This window comes from Pigmentiphaga sp. MLSB6-MA01 (genome assembly GCF_058793475.1).
In genome coordinates this window covers 179,037-193,046 of sequence record NZ_JBXAFV010000012.1, presented here as the reverse complement: position 1 = coordinate 193,046, position 14,010 = coordinate 179,037, and the positions used below count along the sequence as shown (strand labels likewise).

Below are 14,010 nucleotides of genomic sequence, written 5' to 3'. Positions count from 1 at the left end.
GCCCGATTTATATCGGGCCCGCATTGCAATCTGCTGACAGCGGCCTGTCATGGCAGAGCAACAAAGCGGTGTGCTAGCGGCTGCGCTGGAACCAGAGCATCGACAGCACGCAGGCCAGGGTCAGCAGGACGACCGCGGCCGCGCTCAGCAGCGCGCTGAGTTCAGTTTCCTTGCGCTCCATCGAGAACTTGGCGTTGAGGTTGCGGTACACCGAACTGAGATCCGCCTCGGAACTGGCCAGGAAATACTCGCCTCCGGTCATCTGCGCGACCGTGCGCAGCGTGGGTTCGTCCAGGCGGGCGAAGAAGGACCAGCCTTCGTCGCCGATGGGGGCGCCCTGCTGGGTGCCGAAACCCACGGTGTAGACGCGCACACCCCGCTCGGCGGCCATGCGCGCGGCGTCCAGCGGATCCGGACCCGTGGTGCGCCGGCCATCGCTGAGCAGGATGATGGTGCCCGAGGTGTACGAGCCCGGCAGCACGGGCTGCAGTTCCTTCTGCTTTTTCTTCGCCGCTTCGGCGGCGCCCGCCTGGTCGAGCGGGATGGCGCGCCGTCCCGCCCGGATGGACGGCGTTTCGAAGATGACCGATTCCAGGTCGATGCCGTCGTCCGGGAACAGCATGGACAGGGCCAGGATGAGCCCGCTTCCGGTGGCGGTGGCGCGCTGCAACTGGAAACGGTCGATGGCCTCGACCATATCCTGCCGGTTGTCCGTGGGCGTCTGCACGACGGCGGCGGTGCCCGCGAATGAGACGATGCCCAGCCGGACGTTGGACGGCAGTTCGGCTATGAAGCGCTTGGCCGCCATCTGCGCGGCCACCAGCCGGTTGGGGGCGATGTCGGCAGCCTGCATGCTGCGCGACACGTCCACCGCCAGGACGACCGTGAGGCTGTCCGAGGGCAGGGTGACGGTGGCGGTGGGGCGGGCGCACGCCAGCAGCGCGGCCGACATGGCGAGCAGGAACAGCAGCGGCGGGATATGGCGTCGCAGCCGCTGGCCGGGGCCGATGGCGACCTTGGCGAGGCTCAGGCTGGCATAGCGGATGGCCGTCTTCTTGCGGCGGGCCAGCGCGTACAGGTAGAGGGCTACGAGCAGGGGAACGAGGAGCTGTAGCCAGAGCAGATCGGGCCAGAGAAACCGCATGAGTGCTCCTTGGCGCGCGGGAGTGTGCAACGTTGTCTTTAGTATGCCCATGAACCCTTGCGGCGGTAAAGGTATCTGCCCATGGACGTCGTTTAAGTGTTACCTTATTTTGGCCGTGCCCCGGGAGGCGCGACCGCATTCCGTGAAGAACGCCAAGCTGGACGGTAGTGATGAAACGGGTTGCCCTATACAGCAGGACCGCCAGGCCCCCTTCGGTCGATGCCGCGCCGAAGGCCGAGGCCGATGCCGCGCGCCGTCCGGGATGGCCGGGACGGTTTTGGGGCTGGACGGCCAGATACCGTTCCGCCTTTTTCGGCCTGGCCCTGCTGGCGGTCGCGGGCGGCCTGGTGTTCGTCTTGTCGCAGCCTCAGCAAAGGCAGCTGACCCAGGAGGACATCGACTCGGCGGTCTTGCACACCCTGGAGAACAAGACGCTGCCCTCGCGGCCGGCCAAGGCGGCCGAGGCCGTGCGCCAGTCGGTGGTGCAGATCCGCGGCTACGGCGATGAGGAAGAGGCGGACGGCGCCGGCAAGGCCAAGCCGGCCGCGCCCCCGGGCGCCAAGCCCAAGGCCGGCGGCAAGCCCCGGGACAAGGGCAAGGACAAGCAGACGGCCAGGAACGAGGAAGGCAACGCGCCCAGGCACGAAGGCAGCATCGGCTCGGGCGTGGTCATCGTCGACAGCGGGGTGATCCTGACCAACTTTCACGTCATCGCCGGCTCCAAGCGCCTGAAGGTCACGTTCTTCGACGGCTACGAGGCCGATGCCGAGGTGGTCGCGATCCAGCCGGACAAGGATCTTGCCGTGATCCGCGCCAAATCCATCCCCGACGACCTGCCCGCGGCCACGCTGGGATCCAGCCTGGATCTCGTGCCGGGCGACGAGGTCGTGGCGGTGGGTTTTCCGTTCGGTATCGGGCCGTCGGTGTCGTCCGGCGTGGTCTCGGGCCTGAACCGCGAGTTCGTCTCGACCGAAGGGCGGCATGTGTTGACGCGGCTGATCCAGTTCGACGCCGCCGCCAATCCGGGCAATTCCGGGGGACCGCTGGTGAACATGAGCGGCGAGGTCGTCGGCATCGTCACCGCGATTCTCAATCCCACCAATGCCGGCACCTTCGTCGGCATCGGCTTCGCCACCACGATCGAAAGCGCCGGCAGCGCGGTCGGCATGCCTCCCTTCTGACTTTCCACGACAGGACGCCTATGAACGACAAGCCCATGAGTGCCGTAGACAGCGCCAACCTGATGGAGCGGCTGTTGTACGAGGTCAAGCGCGTGGTGGTTGGGCAGGACCACTTCCTGGAACGGGTGCTGGTGGCCATCCTGGCCCAGGGGCACCTGCTGGTCGAAGGCGTGCCGGGGCTGGCCAAGACGCTGACCGTCAATACGCTGGCCAAGACCCTGCGGGGCACGTTCAAGCGCATTCAGTTCACGCCGGACCTGTTGCCGGCGGACCTGGTGGGTACGCGCATGTACAACCAGCGCACCGGCGATTTTTCCACGGTGCTGGGGCCGGTCTTCGCCAACCTGCTGCTGGCCGACGAGATCAACCGCGCCCCGGCCAAGGTGCAGAGCGCGCTGCTGGAGGTCATGCAGGAGCGGCAGGTCACCATCGCGGGCGAGACCCACAAGGTGCCGTCGCCGTTCCTCGTCATGGCCACGCAGAACCCGATCGAGACCGAGGGCACCTATCCCTTGCCCGAGGCGCAGGTCGACCGTTTCATGATGAAGGTCATCGTCGGCTATCCCAGCGAGGAAGAGGAGTTCGTCATCGTCGACCGGGTCACGGGACCGCCGGTGCAGGTGCAGCCGGTCGCCGTCACCGAGCAGCTCACGCAGCTGCAGGCGGAATGCCGCAAGGTGTACGTCGATCCCGGCCTCGTGCAGTACGCGGTGAAGGTGGTGGCCGCCACGCGCCGGCCCGGGGCCTACGGGCTGTCGGACCTGTCGCGCTACCTGACCTTCGGCGCGAGCCCGCGCGCCACCATCAATCTGGTCGAGGGGGCGCGCGCGCTTGCCTTCCTGCGCGGACGCCACTATGCGCTGCCCGACGATGTGGTCGACCTGATTCCCGACGTGCTGAGGCACCGGCTGGTGCTGTCGTACGAGGCGTTGTCCGACGGACTCGGGTCCGATCAGATCATCACGCGCATCCTGCAAACCCTGCCGGCCCCCGAGCGGCCATTGGACTCGCATGTTCGGGTTGCGGCGGTTCAGTAAGCGGCCGGCAGAGCCGGCCAACGACGCGGCGGCCGCGTCGGTCCCGCCCAGGGGCGACGCCGAGGAACTGCTGCGCCGCCTGGAGTGGACGGTCATCCGCCGGCTGGATGGCGCGCTGCAGGGCGACTATCGCACCTTGTTCCGTGGCTTCGGCCTGGACCTGGCGGACTTGCGCGAGTACCAGGCCGGCGACGACGTCCGCCACATCGATTGGAACGTCACGGCGCGCCTGCAGGCGCCTCACGTGCGGGAGTTCCAGGAGGACCGCGAGGTATCCGCGTGGTTTCTGCTGGATCTGTCGGGTTCGATCGATTTCGGTTCGGCCGGCGTGCGCAAGCGGGCGGTGCTGACCGGCTTCGTGGCCGTGCTGGCGCGCCTGCTGACGCGCTACGGCAACCGGGTGGGGGCGGTCCTGTACGGTGGCCCGGGGCAGGGAGCGGTCCCCGCCCGCACCGGCCGGCGCCACGTGTTGCACCTGCTGGATCGCATCGGCGCCGTGCGGACCGACGGTAAATCGGGCGAGACGAGGCTGGGCGACCTGCTGGAGCACGCCTTGTCCGCCATCAGGCGGCGGTCGGTGGTGTTCGTCGTCTCGGATTTCATCAGCGCCCCGGGTTGGGAACAGGCGTTGGGCGTGCTGGCCCAACGCCACGAGGTTGTCGCGGTGCGTCTGTACGATCCCCTGGAACAGGCCTTGCCCGATCTCGGGCTGGTGGTGCTGCAGGATGCCGAGACCGGCGAGCAGCTCTTCGTCGATACCCACGACCCCGGCTTTCGCCGGCGGTTCTCCGCCGCCGCCGCCGATCGCGAGACGGCCCTGCGCAAGGCCCTGGCCGAGGCGGGGGTGGATTGCCTGGAGCTGGCGACGGACGAGCGGCTGGACCAGGCGCTGCTGCATTTCATGCGGCTGCGCCGCCGGCGCAGCCAGCTCGTGGGTGGACTGAACGGGCCCTGGGCCCGAGACCTCTGAACCGGGACGCATCGGCATGGAGAACCTTCCCGCCCTGAGTTTCCTGTGGCCCAAGATGCTCTGGCTGCTGGTGCTCGTGCCGCCGCTGGCATTCTGCTATTGGCGGCTGGACCGCCTGCGCCGCGGCATGGCCCTGCGCTATCCCGCGCTGGATGTCGTGGGCGCGAGCGTGCGGCCGTCCCGGCTGCGCCGCGTCCTGCCGCCGCTGTTGCTGTTGCTCGGCTTGTGCTCGCTCATTGTCGCGATGGCCCGTCCGCAGGCGCTGATGATGCTGCCGTCGCGGCTGGAGACCGTGGTGCTGGCCATGGACATGTCAGGCAGCATGCGGGCCGACGATATCAAGCCCACGCGGATCTACGCGGCCCAGCGGGCTGCCAAGGCGTTCGTCGACGGCCAGCCCGCCAACGTCAGCGTGTCGGTGGTCGCGGTGGCCGGCGCGGCGGCCGTGGTGCAGTCGCCCACGCGCAAGCGTGAAGACGTGGTCGCGGCCATCGAGCGCCTGGAGCCCCAGCGCGGCACCGCGCTCGGCAGCGGCCTGATCATCGCGCTGGCAACCCTGCTGCCCAACGCGGGCATCGACGTCGAGCGGTTCCTGGACGGCGGCAGCGCCCGGGGGCCGCTGTCTCCGGACCTGTCCGCGGCGGGGCGGGGCGACGCGGCGGTTCCGGGATCCTACCCTTCGGGCGCCATCGTGTTGCTGTCAGATGGCCAGAACAACACGGGGCCGGATGCGCTGAAGGCGGCCGAGGTCGCCGCGGGGTACGGCGTGCGGATATTCACCGTGGGCGTCGGGACGCCCGAGGGCACGACGCTGTCTGCGGACGGCTGGTCCATGCGCGTGCGGCTGGATGAGGATGTCCTGAAGAAGGTCGCCGACATGACCGGCGCGCAGTATTTCCAGGCGCAGGACGCGGGCGAACTCAGGAAGGTGTATCGCTCGCTCAGTGCGCGGCTGGCGTTCGACAAGCGCGACGTGGTCGAGATCACGGCGTTGTTCACCGCGCTGGGCGCCTTGCTGGCGGTGTTGTCGGGCCTGCTGTCGCTGTGGTGGTACGGCCGGGTGCAGTAGGAACGGCCAGGGCATGGGCACGCGTGTCATGACCATGTCATGTCCGTGTAGCAAAAAGAGGTGTTGGCCCGACCTTTGCGACCGTCCCATGAGCTACCAGCCGATTTCCGACCACGAAGAACTGATGCACCGCATCCACCGCGACCTGATCGACAGCTACGACGAGGAGCTGGAGATCGAATTCGAGGATCGCGAGTGGGACGCCGAGGGCCAGCCGGCCCGGATGGACGAGGACCGTGACGCGCGGCGCCGGTACTTCCGCGAGTTGTTCCGGCTCCAGGCCGAACTCGTCAAGCTGCAGGACTGGGTCGTGCATACCCGCCACAAGGTCGTCATCATCTTCGAAGGCCGCGACGCGGCGGGGAAAGGCGGCGTGATCAAGCGCATCACCCAGCGCCTGAATCCCCGCGTGTGCCGGGTGGCCGCGCTGCCCGCGCCCAACGACCGCGAACGCACCCAGTGGTATTTCCAGCGCTACGTGCCGCACCTGCCCGCCGCGGGCGAGATCGTGCTGTTCGACCGCAGCTGGTACAACCGCGCGGGCGTCGAGCGGGTGATGGGGTTCTGCAACGACGACGAGTACGAGGAGTTCTTCCGTTCGGTGCCCGAGTTCGAAAGAATGCTGGTCCGCTCGGGCATACAACTGGTCAAGTACTGGTTCTCGATCACCGACGACGAGCAGCACCTGCGCTTCCTGGGCCGGATCCACGATCCCTTGAAGCAGTGGAAGCTCAGTCCCATGGACCTGGAGTCGCGCCGGCGGTGGGAGGACTACACGCGCGCGAAAGAGGTCATGCTGGAGCGCACGCATATCGACGAGGCGCCGTGGTGGGTGGTGCAGGCGGTCGACAAGAAGAAGGCCAGGCTCAACTGCATCGACCACCTGCTCAGCCTGGTTCCCTATCACGACATCCCCCATCCCCACATCGATCTGCCCCAGCGCGTCCGCCACGAGGACTACATCCGGCTGCCGGTGCCGGACAGCATGATGGTGCCGGAGCGCTATTGAGCGGCGGCGCGCCGTTCGCGTTATCCTGACCATGGCGGCCCCCCGGGGCCGGTGGATGCCAAGGCCATGGACAAGAACAATTTCCTGAAAATGATCGCCGCCGGCCGCGACAACGCGCTGCTGCGGTTCACGCTGGGCAACCTCTACCTCGAAGAGGACGATGCCGCCTCGGCCGCCGAACACCTGCGGCGGGCGGTCGAGCTGGATGCCGGCTACGCCGCCGCGTGGAAGCAGCTCGGCAAGGCGCTGCTGGCGCTGGGCCGCGAGGAAGAAGCCCGCGCGGCCTGGAGCGGCGGCATCGAGGCCGCCACCGCCAAGGGCAGCGTGCAGGCCGTCAAGGAAATGCAGGTGCAGTTGCGGCGGCTGGACAAAAAGCGGCCACCGCCGTCCTGAGGCGCCGCCTGCACGGGCGTGCGCATGCCGTTTTGTGTCATGATGCGCGCATACGCTTGCCGCTTTGCCCGAGGGCTTTCCATGCCGCCGATCTTCCCGCCTCCGTTGTCCCGCGCCGTGCCGGCGCCGTCCACGACCAGGATGGTCCGGTGACGAAGGCCAAGGCCGCGGCCAGCCCGGCCAAGCCCGAACGCCAGGGGGCGTCCATCTCGGCGGTGCTGTCGCGCATCAAGAGCATCAGTCCGTCGCTGGGGCCGGCGGGGCAGCGCATCGCGGACTTCATCGTGCAGTCCCCGCAGGAAGTGGTGCACATGTCGGTCAGCGAGGTGGCCGAGCGCACCGGAGCCAGCGAGGGCAGCGTGGTGGGCCTGTGCAAGAGCGTGGGCGCCACGGGCTTCCAGCAACTGAAGATCCTGTTGGCGCAGGAGATCGTGCAGCCGGTCCAGATCATCCACGAGGACCTGGATCCACAGGACAGCACGGCCACGGTGATGGGCAAGATCTTCCAGAGCAACATCCAGACCCTGCACGACACCGGCGCGGCGCTCGACGCGCGTGCCATCCAGCGGGCGGTGGCCTGCCTGCGGGCCGCCGAACGCATCGAGATCTACGGCATAGGCAGCGCGGCGCCCATCGCCGAGGACGCGCAGTACCGCATGCTGCGCATAGGCATGAACGTCAAGGCCGTGGTCGATTCCCACGTGCAGGCCATCAGCGCCGCGCTGGCGGGGCCCAATGTCGCGACGCTGACCATCTCGCACTCGGGCAGCACGCACGAGACCGTGGCGGCCACCCGGCTGGCGAAGGAGTCGGGCGCGAAGACCATCTGCATCACCAATTTCGGCAAATCGCCGCTGCAGGCCTTCGCCGACGTGGTGCTGTTCACCATGGCCCGCGAGACGCGCTTTCGCACCGAGGCCATGACCAGCCGCCTCGCGCAACTGGCGATCATCGATGTCCTGATCGCCTGCCTGGCGCTGACCGACTACGACAACGCCGTCGAGACCCTGCGCCATACGTCCAGCGTGCTGTCGATCAAGCGATATTGAGATTGGCCGCGGCCTGCGCCGGTGCCTGGACGTGGCCGGCGTGGTCCAGCGCCAGCAGGGCCGCCGGCGATATCGAATCGGCCTCCGGGCCGCGCCCCAGCAGCAGGTAGCGCATGCCCAGGCGCGCCGCGCCTTGCGCGTCGGTGGCCGGGTTGTCGCCGATCACCAGCGTGTCTTCCGGCCTGGCTCCCAGCCTGCGCAGGCCTTCCGCGAACAGCATGTTTTCCGGTTTGCCCACCACCAGCGTGGGCGCGATTCCCGCGCAGGCCGCCACCGCATGGAGCAAGGTGCCGGTTTCCGGCACCCGCGCGTCGCCCGGGGCGGGGTGGTGCAGATCGCCATTGGTGGCGACGAGTTCTGCGCCGCCGGCCACCGCGTTGGCCGCGGCGCTGAGCTTGGCATAGGTGAAGCGCTTGTCCAGCGCCAGCACCACCAGGTCCGGCGACTGTTCGACCAGCACGCATCCCTGCCGCCGCGCGTAGCGGCGCAACGCGATGGACCCCAGTAGCTGCAGGCGTGCCCGGGGGCGCGAGGAGGCCAGGAAGTCGATGGTGAGCTGGCCGGCCAACACCAGCTTGTCTGGCGATATCCGCAATCCCAGGCGGGCCAGCCTGCGCGACAGGCCCTGCGCGGTGTCGGTGGAATTGTTGGAGACCACTACGTAGCGGCCGTCGAGCCGGTGCAGGAGGTCCGCCGCGCCCTCCATGGGTTCGTTCTCGCGGATCAGGGTGCCGTCCAGGTCCAGCAGGAAGTGTTCGTGCCGCGCCAGCCAGGCGGGCGCGGGGGCGGGGTGCGCCGGCGTGGCACCGGAGGAAGCGGGAGCAGGGGTATGGGCGGTCATGAAAGAAAAGAAGGCCGTCGGCGGAGGTCGTCAAGGAATTGAGTTTATTTCAATGTTTGACAGAAATCAAAATGAGCAATGTTCATTTTGCTGTCATATGGGATCTCTAAGCTGGCGTCCGTTTCCTGTCGGTGCCATGCGCGCCGGCCCTTTCCAGACCGCTCCCGAGGTTTCCACCGATGAAACGCGCCTTCCTGCTTGCCGCCATGCTGGCCTTCGCTCCCGCCTCCTTCGCCCAATCCGTCGCCGATGGTTCCAAGGCGCATCCGCTGCGCGTCATGCTCATTCCCGCGGATGGCGGCACCGAGACCGGCACCAAGGCCGACTACCAGCCGGTCTTCAATGCCGTGTCGCGCATGACGGGCCTGAATTTCGATCTGAAAGTGGGCCAGAGCTACGGCGCCGTGGTGGAAGCGATGTGCAACCAATTGGCTGACGTGGCCTTCTTCGGCCCGGTGGCCTATGTGCAGGCGAATCGCCGCGGCTGCGCCCAGTTGCTGGCCGTGGGCGTGGAGAACGGCCAGTCGGTCTACTACGCCGGTATGTTCGCCAAGGCCGACGCGCCGATCCAGGCGGTCAAGGACGTCAAGGGCCGGCGCATGGCCTTCGGCGACGTCAACTCGGCGTCGAGCTTCACTTTCCAGATCGCGATGCTGATGGACGCCGGACTGGATCCGGTCAAGGACCTGTCCGCCATCCGGATGACGGGCAGCCATGCCAACAGCCTGGCCGCGCTGGTCCAGGGGCAGGTGGACGTGGCCGCGCTGTCGTTCGATTCCTACGAGAAGGCGGTCAAGCAGGGGGCGGTGGATCCGCGCACGGTCAAGGTGGTGGCCAAGAGCATGCCCATTCCCTATCCGCCGCTGGCGCTCAACGCCAAGCTGCCCGATGCGCTCAAGGCCCGCCTGAAGGAGGCCTTCGCCACCGTGCACAAGGCGCCCGGCGTGACGCCCGACATGATCCGCGGCTACGGCGGCAAGAAGGTCGATGCCTTCGATACCCGTTTTTCCGAGGCCGAGTTCAACGTCGCGGCCGAGAAGCTGGCGCTGTTGTCGGATGAGCTCAAGGGCGAGATCCTGAAGAAGGCGTCCGAGCGTTGAGCCCGAGGTCCAGGGAACCGGAGCCGGCGATGGACATGCTGGAGTTCGATGCGGTGGCGGTGCGCTATCCGGACGGCACCCAGGCCTTGCGCGAGGTGTCGCTGGCGGTGCCGGCGGGGCAGTTCTGCGTCGTGCTCGGATCCTCGGGCGCGGGCAAGTCGACGTTGCTGCGCATGGTGAACGGCCTGGTGACGCCGTCCGGCGGCACGGTCCGGGTGGCTGGCGTGCGGGTCGAGCCCCGCAGCCTGCGCGGCGTGCGCGCGCGCATCGGCATGATCCACCAGCAGTTCAATCTCGTGCCCCGGTCCACCGTGGCCGCCAATGTCCTGTGCGGCGCATTGCCGCGCGTGGGGACCGCGGCGGCGATGCTGGGGCTTTTTCCAGCGCCCTTGCGCCGCAAGGCCTGCGAGCTGGTCGCGGCCGTTGGGCTGGACGAGGCGCACCTGGCGCGGCGCGTGCGCGATCTGTCGGGCGGACAGCAGCAGCGGGTGGGCATTGCCCGCGCCTTCATGCTGGATCCGCCCGTGGTGATCGCCGATGAACCGGTGGCCAGCCTGGATCCGCGCACCAGCCGCGAAGTGCTGGACCTGCTGCGGCGCCATGCGCGCGAGCGCGGCACGACCGTGCTGTGCAGCCTGCACCAGGTAGACCTGGCGCGCGAGTATGCCGATCGCATCGTGGCGCTGCGCCATGGACGCATGGTCTTCGACGGACCGCCGGCCGCCTGTCATCCCCCGGTGCTGAGCACGGTCTACGGGCACGCCAGGGATGGCCAGCCCATGCTGCGGGAGGTGGCATCGTGAATCTGATCGAACGCTCTCCCGCGGATTGGCAGATTCCCCCGCCGTATCGCCTGCGCACGGTATTGCTGGTGCTGTTGCTGGCGCTGGCCGCTTGCTTCGCCGCCCAGCGGGTCGAGATGGGACGCATGCTGTCGCTGAGCGGCGAGGCACTGCTGGCGGCCGTGGGCCTGCGCGAGGATTCGCAGGTGCTGTCGGGTTTCGGCAAGCTGGCTTCGACCATGTTCCCGTTGCAGGTGTCCGAGCGCACCGAAGTCGCCCGCATCGAGGATTTCGACCGGAATGGACTGCCCTGGTTTTCGCACCTGGAGACCATCGAGGTCGGCGAGCCCCGGCTCAACCCCGACACGCTGGCGATGGAGGAGGCGCGCACCCGTCGCGAATACCTGGTCGAACCCCTGGGGTACCTGCGGCACGTGGCGTTCAAGATGCTGGAGACCATCGAGATCGCCTTCTGGGCCACGCTGCTGGCGGTGGTGCTGAGCGCGCCGCTGGCCTGGTGCAGCGCCCGCAACTTCACCTCCAACCGCGCCGCCTATGTGACGGCCCGTGGCCTGGTCAGCCTGATGCGGGCCGTGCCAGAACTGATCAGCGCCTTGTTCCTGGTGCTGGCCTATGGATTCGGTCCGATCGCCGGCGTGCTGGCGCTGGCGTTGCATTCGTGCGGTTTCCTGGGGAAGTTCTACGCCGAGGACATCGAGACCGCGGACGACAAGCCCCAGGAGGCGCTGCGCGCCATCGGCGCCGGCAAGCTGAAGATCATGCGCTTTGCCGTGCTGCCGCAGGTCATGCCGCAGTTCGTCGCCTACACGCTGTACGTGCTCGACCGCAACGTGCGCATGGCGGCCGTGGTGGGACTGGTGGGGGCGGGCGGCATCGGCCAGGAACTCAAGGGCCGCTACGACATGTACCAGTACGCCCACGTGGGGACCATCCTGGTCGCGATTTTCATCACCGTCTTCCTGCTCGATCAACTGGCCGCGCGGCTGCGCAAGAGGCTGGGCTGAGCCGGCTTTTTCCCGTCCTACCCGGAGCTACCCCATGAAAGAACGAATCCTGCCGTACGGCCGCGCGATGCTGGCCGGCCTGCTGTTGTGCCTGACGATGGCCGCCTGCGGAGGCGGCGGCGATGGCGGCCCCTCGACCGGGCCCGGTCCCGGCAACCCGGGCGACCCGGAGCCGCCGAAGACTTCGCTGCGCTGCGCGCCCTGACGGCGTCCGTCCCATTCCCATTCCCGACCCGAGAACCGATATGTCGAATATTCCGTCTTCTTCGTCGCGCCGCGACTTCCTGCGCAAATCCGCCGGCGCCATGGGCGCCACCTCGGCCCTGGCGACGCTGCCCGCATCGATCCAGCGCGCGCTGGCCGTGCCGGCCGCGGTCGAAACCGGCACGATCAAGGACGTCAAGCACATCGTCATCCTGATGCAGGAGAACCGCGCGTTCAATCATTACTTCGGCACGCTGCGCGGCGTGCGGGGCTTCGGCGACCGCTTCCCCATCCCGCTCGAGAGCGGCAAGTCCGTCTGGTACCAATCCGACGGCAGCAAGGAGATCCCGCCGTACCACCTGGACAAGGAGACGATGAACGCCATCTTCGTGCCGGGAACGCCGCACAGTTTCTCGGACGCGCAGGCCGCGTGGAACCAGGGCAAGTTCGGCGCGTGGGCCAAGCACAAGCTGCCGTATTCGATGGGCTATTACAAACGCCAGGATCTGCCGTTCCAGTTCGCGTTGGCCGATGCCTTCACGATCTGCGACGCCTATCACTGCTCGATCACCACCGGCACCGATCCCAACCGCATCGTGTTCTGGTCGGGTTCGAACTTCAGTCCGGAACTGGGGCGCCTGGGCATCAACTGTACCGACTCGGATTCCGAGCCCAACAACCTGCGCTGCTGGATCACCGGTGCGCTGCCCACGCCGGGCTACACCTACCAGGGATCGGCCTTCAAGTGGGCGACGATTCCCGACGTGCTGGAAGCGGCGGGCGTGAGCTGGCGCATCTACCAGGACCCGAACAACAACTGGACCGGTGCCATGCACGGTGGCCTGGCGTTCAAGAGCTTCCGCGAATCCAGGCCGGGCCAGCCCCTGTACGAGAAGGGCATGTCCGACTTCAGTCTGGCGCGCCTGGCCGAGGACGTGCGCAACGACGCGCTGCCCGAAGTGTCGTGGGTGCTGCCGTGGCCAGCGGTGTCCGAACACCCCGGGGGCGGGGGCAGCACCGCCCAGGGGGCCGACTACATCTCGCAGGTCCTGGATGCGCTGACCGCCAACCCCGAGGTCTGGAGCAAGACGGTCTTTTTCATGACCTTCGACGAGAACGACGGCCTGTTCGACCATCTGCCGCCGCCCGCCGTGCCGTCCTATGACGCCGATGGCAAGCTGATGGGCAAGTCCACGGTGGCGCTGGACGGCGAGTATTTCTACGACCCCGCGCGCAAGTACCTGAAGGCCGACGACACGATATCGGGCACGACGCGCCCGTGGGGCCTGGGGCCGCGCGTGCCGATGTACGTGATCTCGCCCTGGAGCAAGGGAGGATGGGTGTGTTCGGAAGCGATGGACCACACCTCGGTCGGCCGTTTCCTGGAGCAGCGCTTCGGCGTCCGCATCGATGCCATCAGCCCCTGGCACCGCGCGGTGTGCGGCGACCTGACCTCGGCGTTCGATTTCGCCGCGCCCAACGATCCGTCGTTCCCGTCGTTGCCCGACATGAGCAATTTCGCCGCGCTGGAGGCGCAGCAGCGGAGCATGCCCAAGGCCGAGCCGCCGGCTATGCCGCAACCGCTGTTCCAGGAGGCGGGCGTGCGGTACTCGCGCGCGCTGCCGTATGAACTGCATGTGAGCGCGCGGGTCGAGGCCGGTGGCGTGGTCAGGCTGCTGTTCAGCAACACCGGCAAGGCGGGGGCCGTGTTCCACGTGTATGACAAGAAGCACCTGGATCTGATTCCGCGCCGCTATACGGTGGAGGCGGGCAAGATGCTGGAAGATACCTGGACGACAGGCGGGGACGGCGGCGACTACGACCTGTGGGTGTACAGCACGAACGGATTCGTCCGGACTTTCCAGGGCAACGCCACGCGCCATGCCGCGGCGGCCGCGCGGCCCGAGGTGCAGGTCTGCTATGACGCGCAGAACGGCAATGTCTACGCCAAGGTGCACAACGGCGGCACGGCCGTGGCCAGCCTCGGCATCGTGTCCAACGCCTATCGCAAGGATGGCCCGTGGACGATCGAGGCACCGGCCGGCGGCGTCGCGGAAAAGCATTGGGAGCTGGCCGACAGCGGCCGCTGGTACGACTTCACCGTGAAGGGCGATGGCTTCGAGCGGCGCTTCGCGGGCCGGGTCGAGACGGGCAAGCCGAGCGTGAGCGATCCCGCCATGGCTACCCAGCTCGGCGCTTGAGGGAG

General features: G+C 67.9%; 14 protein-coding genes. 12 read left to right on the top strand and 2 right to left on the bottom strand.

Annotated elements, in window-relative coordinates:
* Positions 1-73 precede the first annotated feature (73 nt).
* Positions 74-1,144, bottom strand: a complete 1,071-nt coding sequence (locus tag AC1Q6E_RS20080; RefSeq protein WP_152799243.1) for a VWA domain-containing protein — start codon at positions 1,142-1,144, stop codon at positions 74-76.
* A 170-nt stretch (positions 1,145-1,314) separates the two neighbouring features.
* Here AC1Q6E_RS20080 and AC1Q6E_RS20075 point away from each other — a divergent pair, with 170 nt between their 5' ends.
* The 7 genes from AC1Q6E_RS20075 (at position 1,315) to AC1Q6E_RS20045 (ending at position 7,852) form a co-directional block, all read left to right on the top strand.
* The gene (locus AC1Q6E_RS20075) at positions 1,315-2,325 is read left to right on the top strand and encodes a S1C family serine protease (protein WP_492573396.1); all 1,011 of its coding nucleotides are present in this window, start codon (positions 1,315-1,317) and stop codon (positions 2,323-2,325) included.
* 35 nt (positions 2,326-2,360) lie between these two features.
* A complete protein-coding gene (locus AC1Q6E_RS20070; RefSeq protein ID WP_492573395.1) occupies positions 2,361-3,362 on the top strand; it encodes an AAA family ATPase in 1,002 nt (333 codons plus the stop codon).
* Positions 3,337-4,332 (top strand): DUF58 domain-containing protein, encoded by a 996-nt coding sequence (locus AC1Q6E_RS20065; protein ID WP_492573394.1) that lies wholly within the window; start codon positions 3,337-3,339, stop codon positions 4,330-4,332. Before AC1Q6E_RS20070 ends, AC1Q6E_RS20065 begins: the two co-directional genes overlap by 26 nt.
* Before the next feature lie 16 nt (positions 4,333-4,348).
* Positions 4,349-5,401: a VWA domain-containing protein gene (locus AC1Q6E_RS20060; RefSeq protein WP_296556054.1), complete on the top strand. Its 1,053-nt coding sequence runs from the start codon at positions 4,349-4,351 to the stop codon at positions 5,399-5,401.
* 88 nt (positions 5,402-5,489) lie between these two features.
* Positions 5,490-6,410, top strand: a complete 921-nt coding sequence (ppk2, locus tag AC1Q6E_RS20055) for a polyphosphate kinase 2 (RefSeq protein ID WP_152799235.1) — start codon at positions 5,490-5,492, stop codon at positions 6,408-6,410.
* A 66-nt stretch (positions 6,411-6,476) separates the two neighbouring features.
* A complete protein-coding gene (locus AC1Q6E_RS20050; RefSeq protein ID WP_152799232.1) occupies positions 6,477-6,803 on the top strand; it encodes a tetratricopeptide repeat protein in 327 nt (108 codons plus the stop codon).
* 149 nt (positions 6,804-6,952) lie between these two features.
* Positions 6,953-7,852: a MurR/RpiR family transcriptional regulator gene (locus tag AC1Q6E_RS20045; protein ID WP_296556058.1), complete on the top strand. Its 900-nt coding sequence runs from the start codon at positions 6,953-6,955 to the stop codon at positions 7,850-7,852.
* Here AC1Q6E_RS20045 and AC1Q6E_RS20040 read toward each other — a convergent pair.
* The gene (locus AC1Q6E_RS20040; RefSeq protein ID WP_152799230.1) at positions 7,839-8,693 is read right to left on the bottom strand and encodes an HAD-IIA family hydrolase; all 855 of its coding nucleotides are present in this window, start codon (positions 8,691-8,693) and stop codon (positions 7,839-7,841) included. The genes AC1Q6E_RS20045 and AC1Q6E_RS20040 overlap by 14 nt on opposite strands.
* 179 nt (positions 8,694-8,872) lie before the next feature.
* Here AC1Q6E_RS20040 and AC1Q6E_RS20035 point away from each other — a divergent pair, with 179 nt between their 5' ends.
* The 5 genes from AC1Q6E_RS20035 to AC1Q6E_RS20015 are packed head-to-tail and all read left to right on the top strand — an operon-like array spanning position 8,873 to position 14,005.
* A complete protein-coding gene (locus AC1Q6E_RS20035; RefSeq protein ID WP_152799228.1) occupies positions 8,873-9,793 on the top strand; it encodes a phosphate/phosphite/phosphonate ABC transporter substrate-binding protein in 921 nt (306 codons plus the stop codon).
* A 29-nt stretch (positions 9,794-9,822) separates the two neighbouring features.
* Positions 9,823-10,596, top strand: coding sequence for a phosphonate ABC transporter ATP-binding protein (locus AC1Q6E_RS20030; protein ID WP_492573393.1), 774 nt, complete (start codon positions 9,823-9,825; stop codon positions 10,594-10,596).
* Entirely contained in the window at positions 10,593-11,600 is a 1,008-nt protein-coding gene (gene phnE, locus AC1Q6E_RS20025) for a phosphonate ABC transporter, permease protein PhnE (RefSeq protein ID WP_492573392.1), read from the top strand. The genes AC1Q6E_RS20030 and phnE overlap by 4 nt, the downstream gene beginning before the upstream one ends.
* A 34-nt stretch (positions 11,601-11,634) precedes the next feature.
* Positions 11,635-11,805: a hypothetical protein gene (locus AC1Q6E_RS20020; RefSeq protein ID WP_296556062.1), complete on the top strand. Its 171-nt coding sequence runs from the start codon at positions 11,635-11,637 to the stop codon at positions 11,803-11,805.
* 40 nt (positions 11,806-11,845) lie between these two features.
* Positions 11,846-14,005 (top strand): phosphocholine-specific phospholipase C, encoded by a 2,160-nt coding sequence (locus AC1Q6E_RS20015; protein WP_492573391.1) that lies wholly within the window; start codon positions 11,846-11,848, stop codon positions 14,003-14,005.
* Positions 14,006-14,010 lie beyond the last annotated feature (5 nt).

Excerpts from the sequence above, each read along its gene's own strand:
- AC1Q6E_RS20080 (WP_152799243.1), bottom strand. The coding sequence starts at position 1,144 with ATGCGGTTTCTCTGGCCCGATCTGCTCTGGCTACAGCTCCTCGTTCCC.
- AC1Q6E_RS20075 (WP_492573396.1), top strand. The coding sequence starts at position 1,315 with ATGAAACGGGTTGCCCTATACAGCAGGACCGCCAGGCCCCCTTCGGTC.
- AC1Q6E_RS20070 (WP_492573395.1), top strand. The coding sequence starts at position 2,361 with ATGAGTGCCGTAGACAGCGCCAACCTGATGGAGCGGCTGTTGTACGAG.
- AC1Q6E_RS20065 (WP_492573394.1), top strand. The coding sequence starts at position 3,337 with ATGTTCGGGTTGCGGCGGTTCAGTAAGCGGCCGGCAGAGCCGGCCAAC.
- AC1Q6E_RS20060 (WP_296556054.1), top strand. The coding sequence starts at position 4,349 with ATGGAGAACCTTCCCGCCCTGAGTTTCCTGTGGCCCAAGATGCTCTGG.
- ppk2 (WP_152799235.1), top strand. The coding sequence starts at position 5,490 with ATGAGCTACCAGCCGATTTCCGACCACGAAGAACTGATGCACCGCATC.
- AC1Q6E_RS20050 (WP_152799232.1), top strand. The coding sequence starts at position 6,477 with ATGGACAAGAACAATTTCCTGAAAATGATCGCCGCCGGCCGCGACAAC.
- AC1Q6E_RS20040 (WP_152799230.1), bottom strand. The coding sequence starts at position 8,693 with ATGACCGCCCATACCCCTGCTCCCGCTTCCTCCGGTGCCACGCCGGCG.
- AC1Q6E_RS20035 (WP_152799228.1), top strand. The coding sequence starts at position 8,873 with ATGAAACGCGCCTTCCTGCTTGCCGCCATGCTGGCCTTCGCTCCCGCC.
- AC1Q6E_RS20030 (WP_492573393.1), top strand. The coding sequence starts at position 9,823 with ATGGACATGCTGGAGTTCGATGCGGTGGCGGTGCGCTATCCGGACGGC.
- AC1Q6E_RS20020 (WP_296556062.1), top strand. The coding sequence starts at position 11,635 with ATGAAAGAACGAATCCTGCCGTACGGCCGCGCGATGCTGGCCGGCCTG.
- AC1Q6E_RS20015 (WP_492573391.1), top strand. The coding sequence starts at position 11,846 with ATGTCGAATATTCCGTCTTCTTCGTCGCGCCGCGACTTCCTGCGCAAA.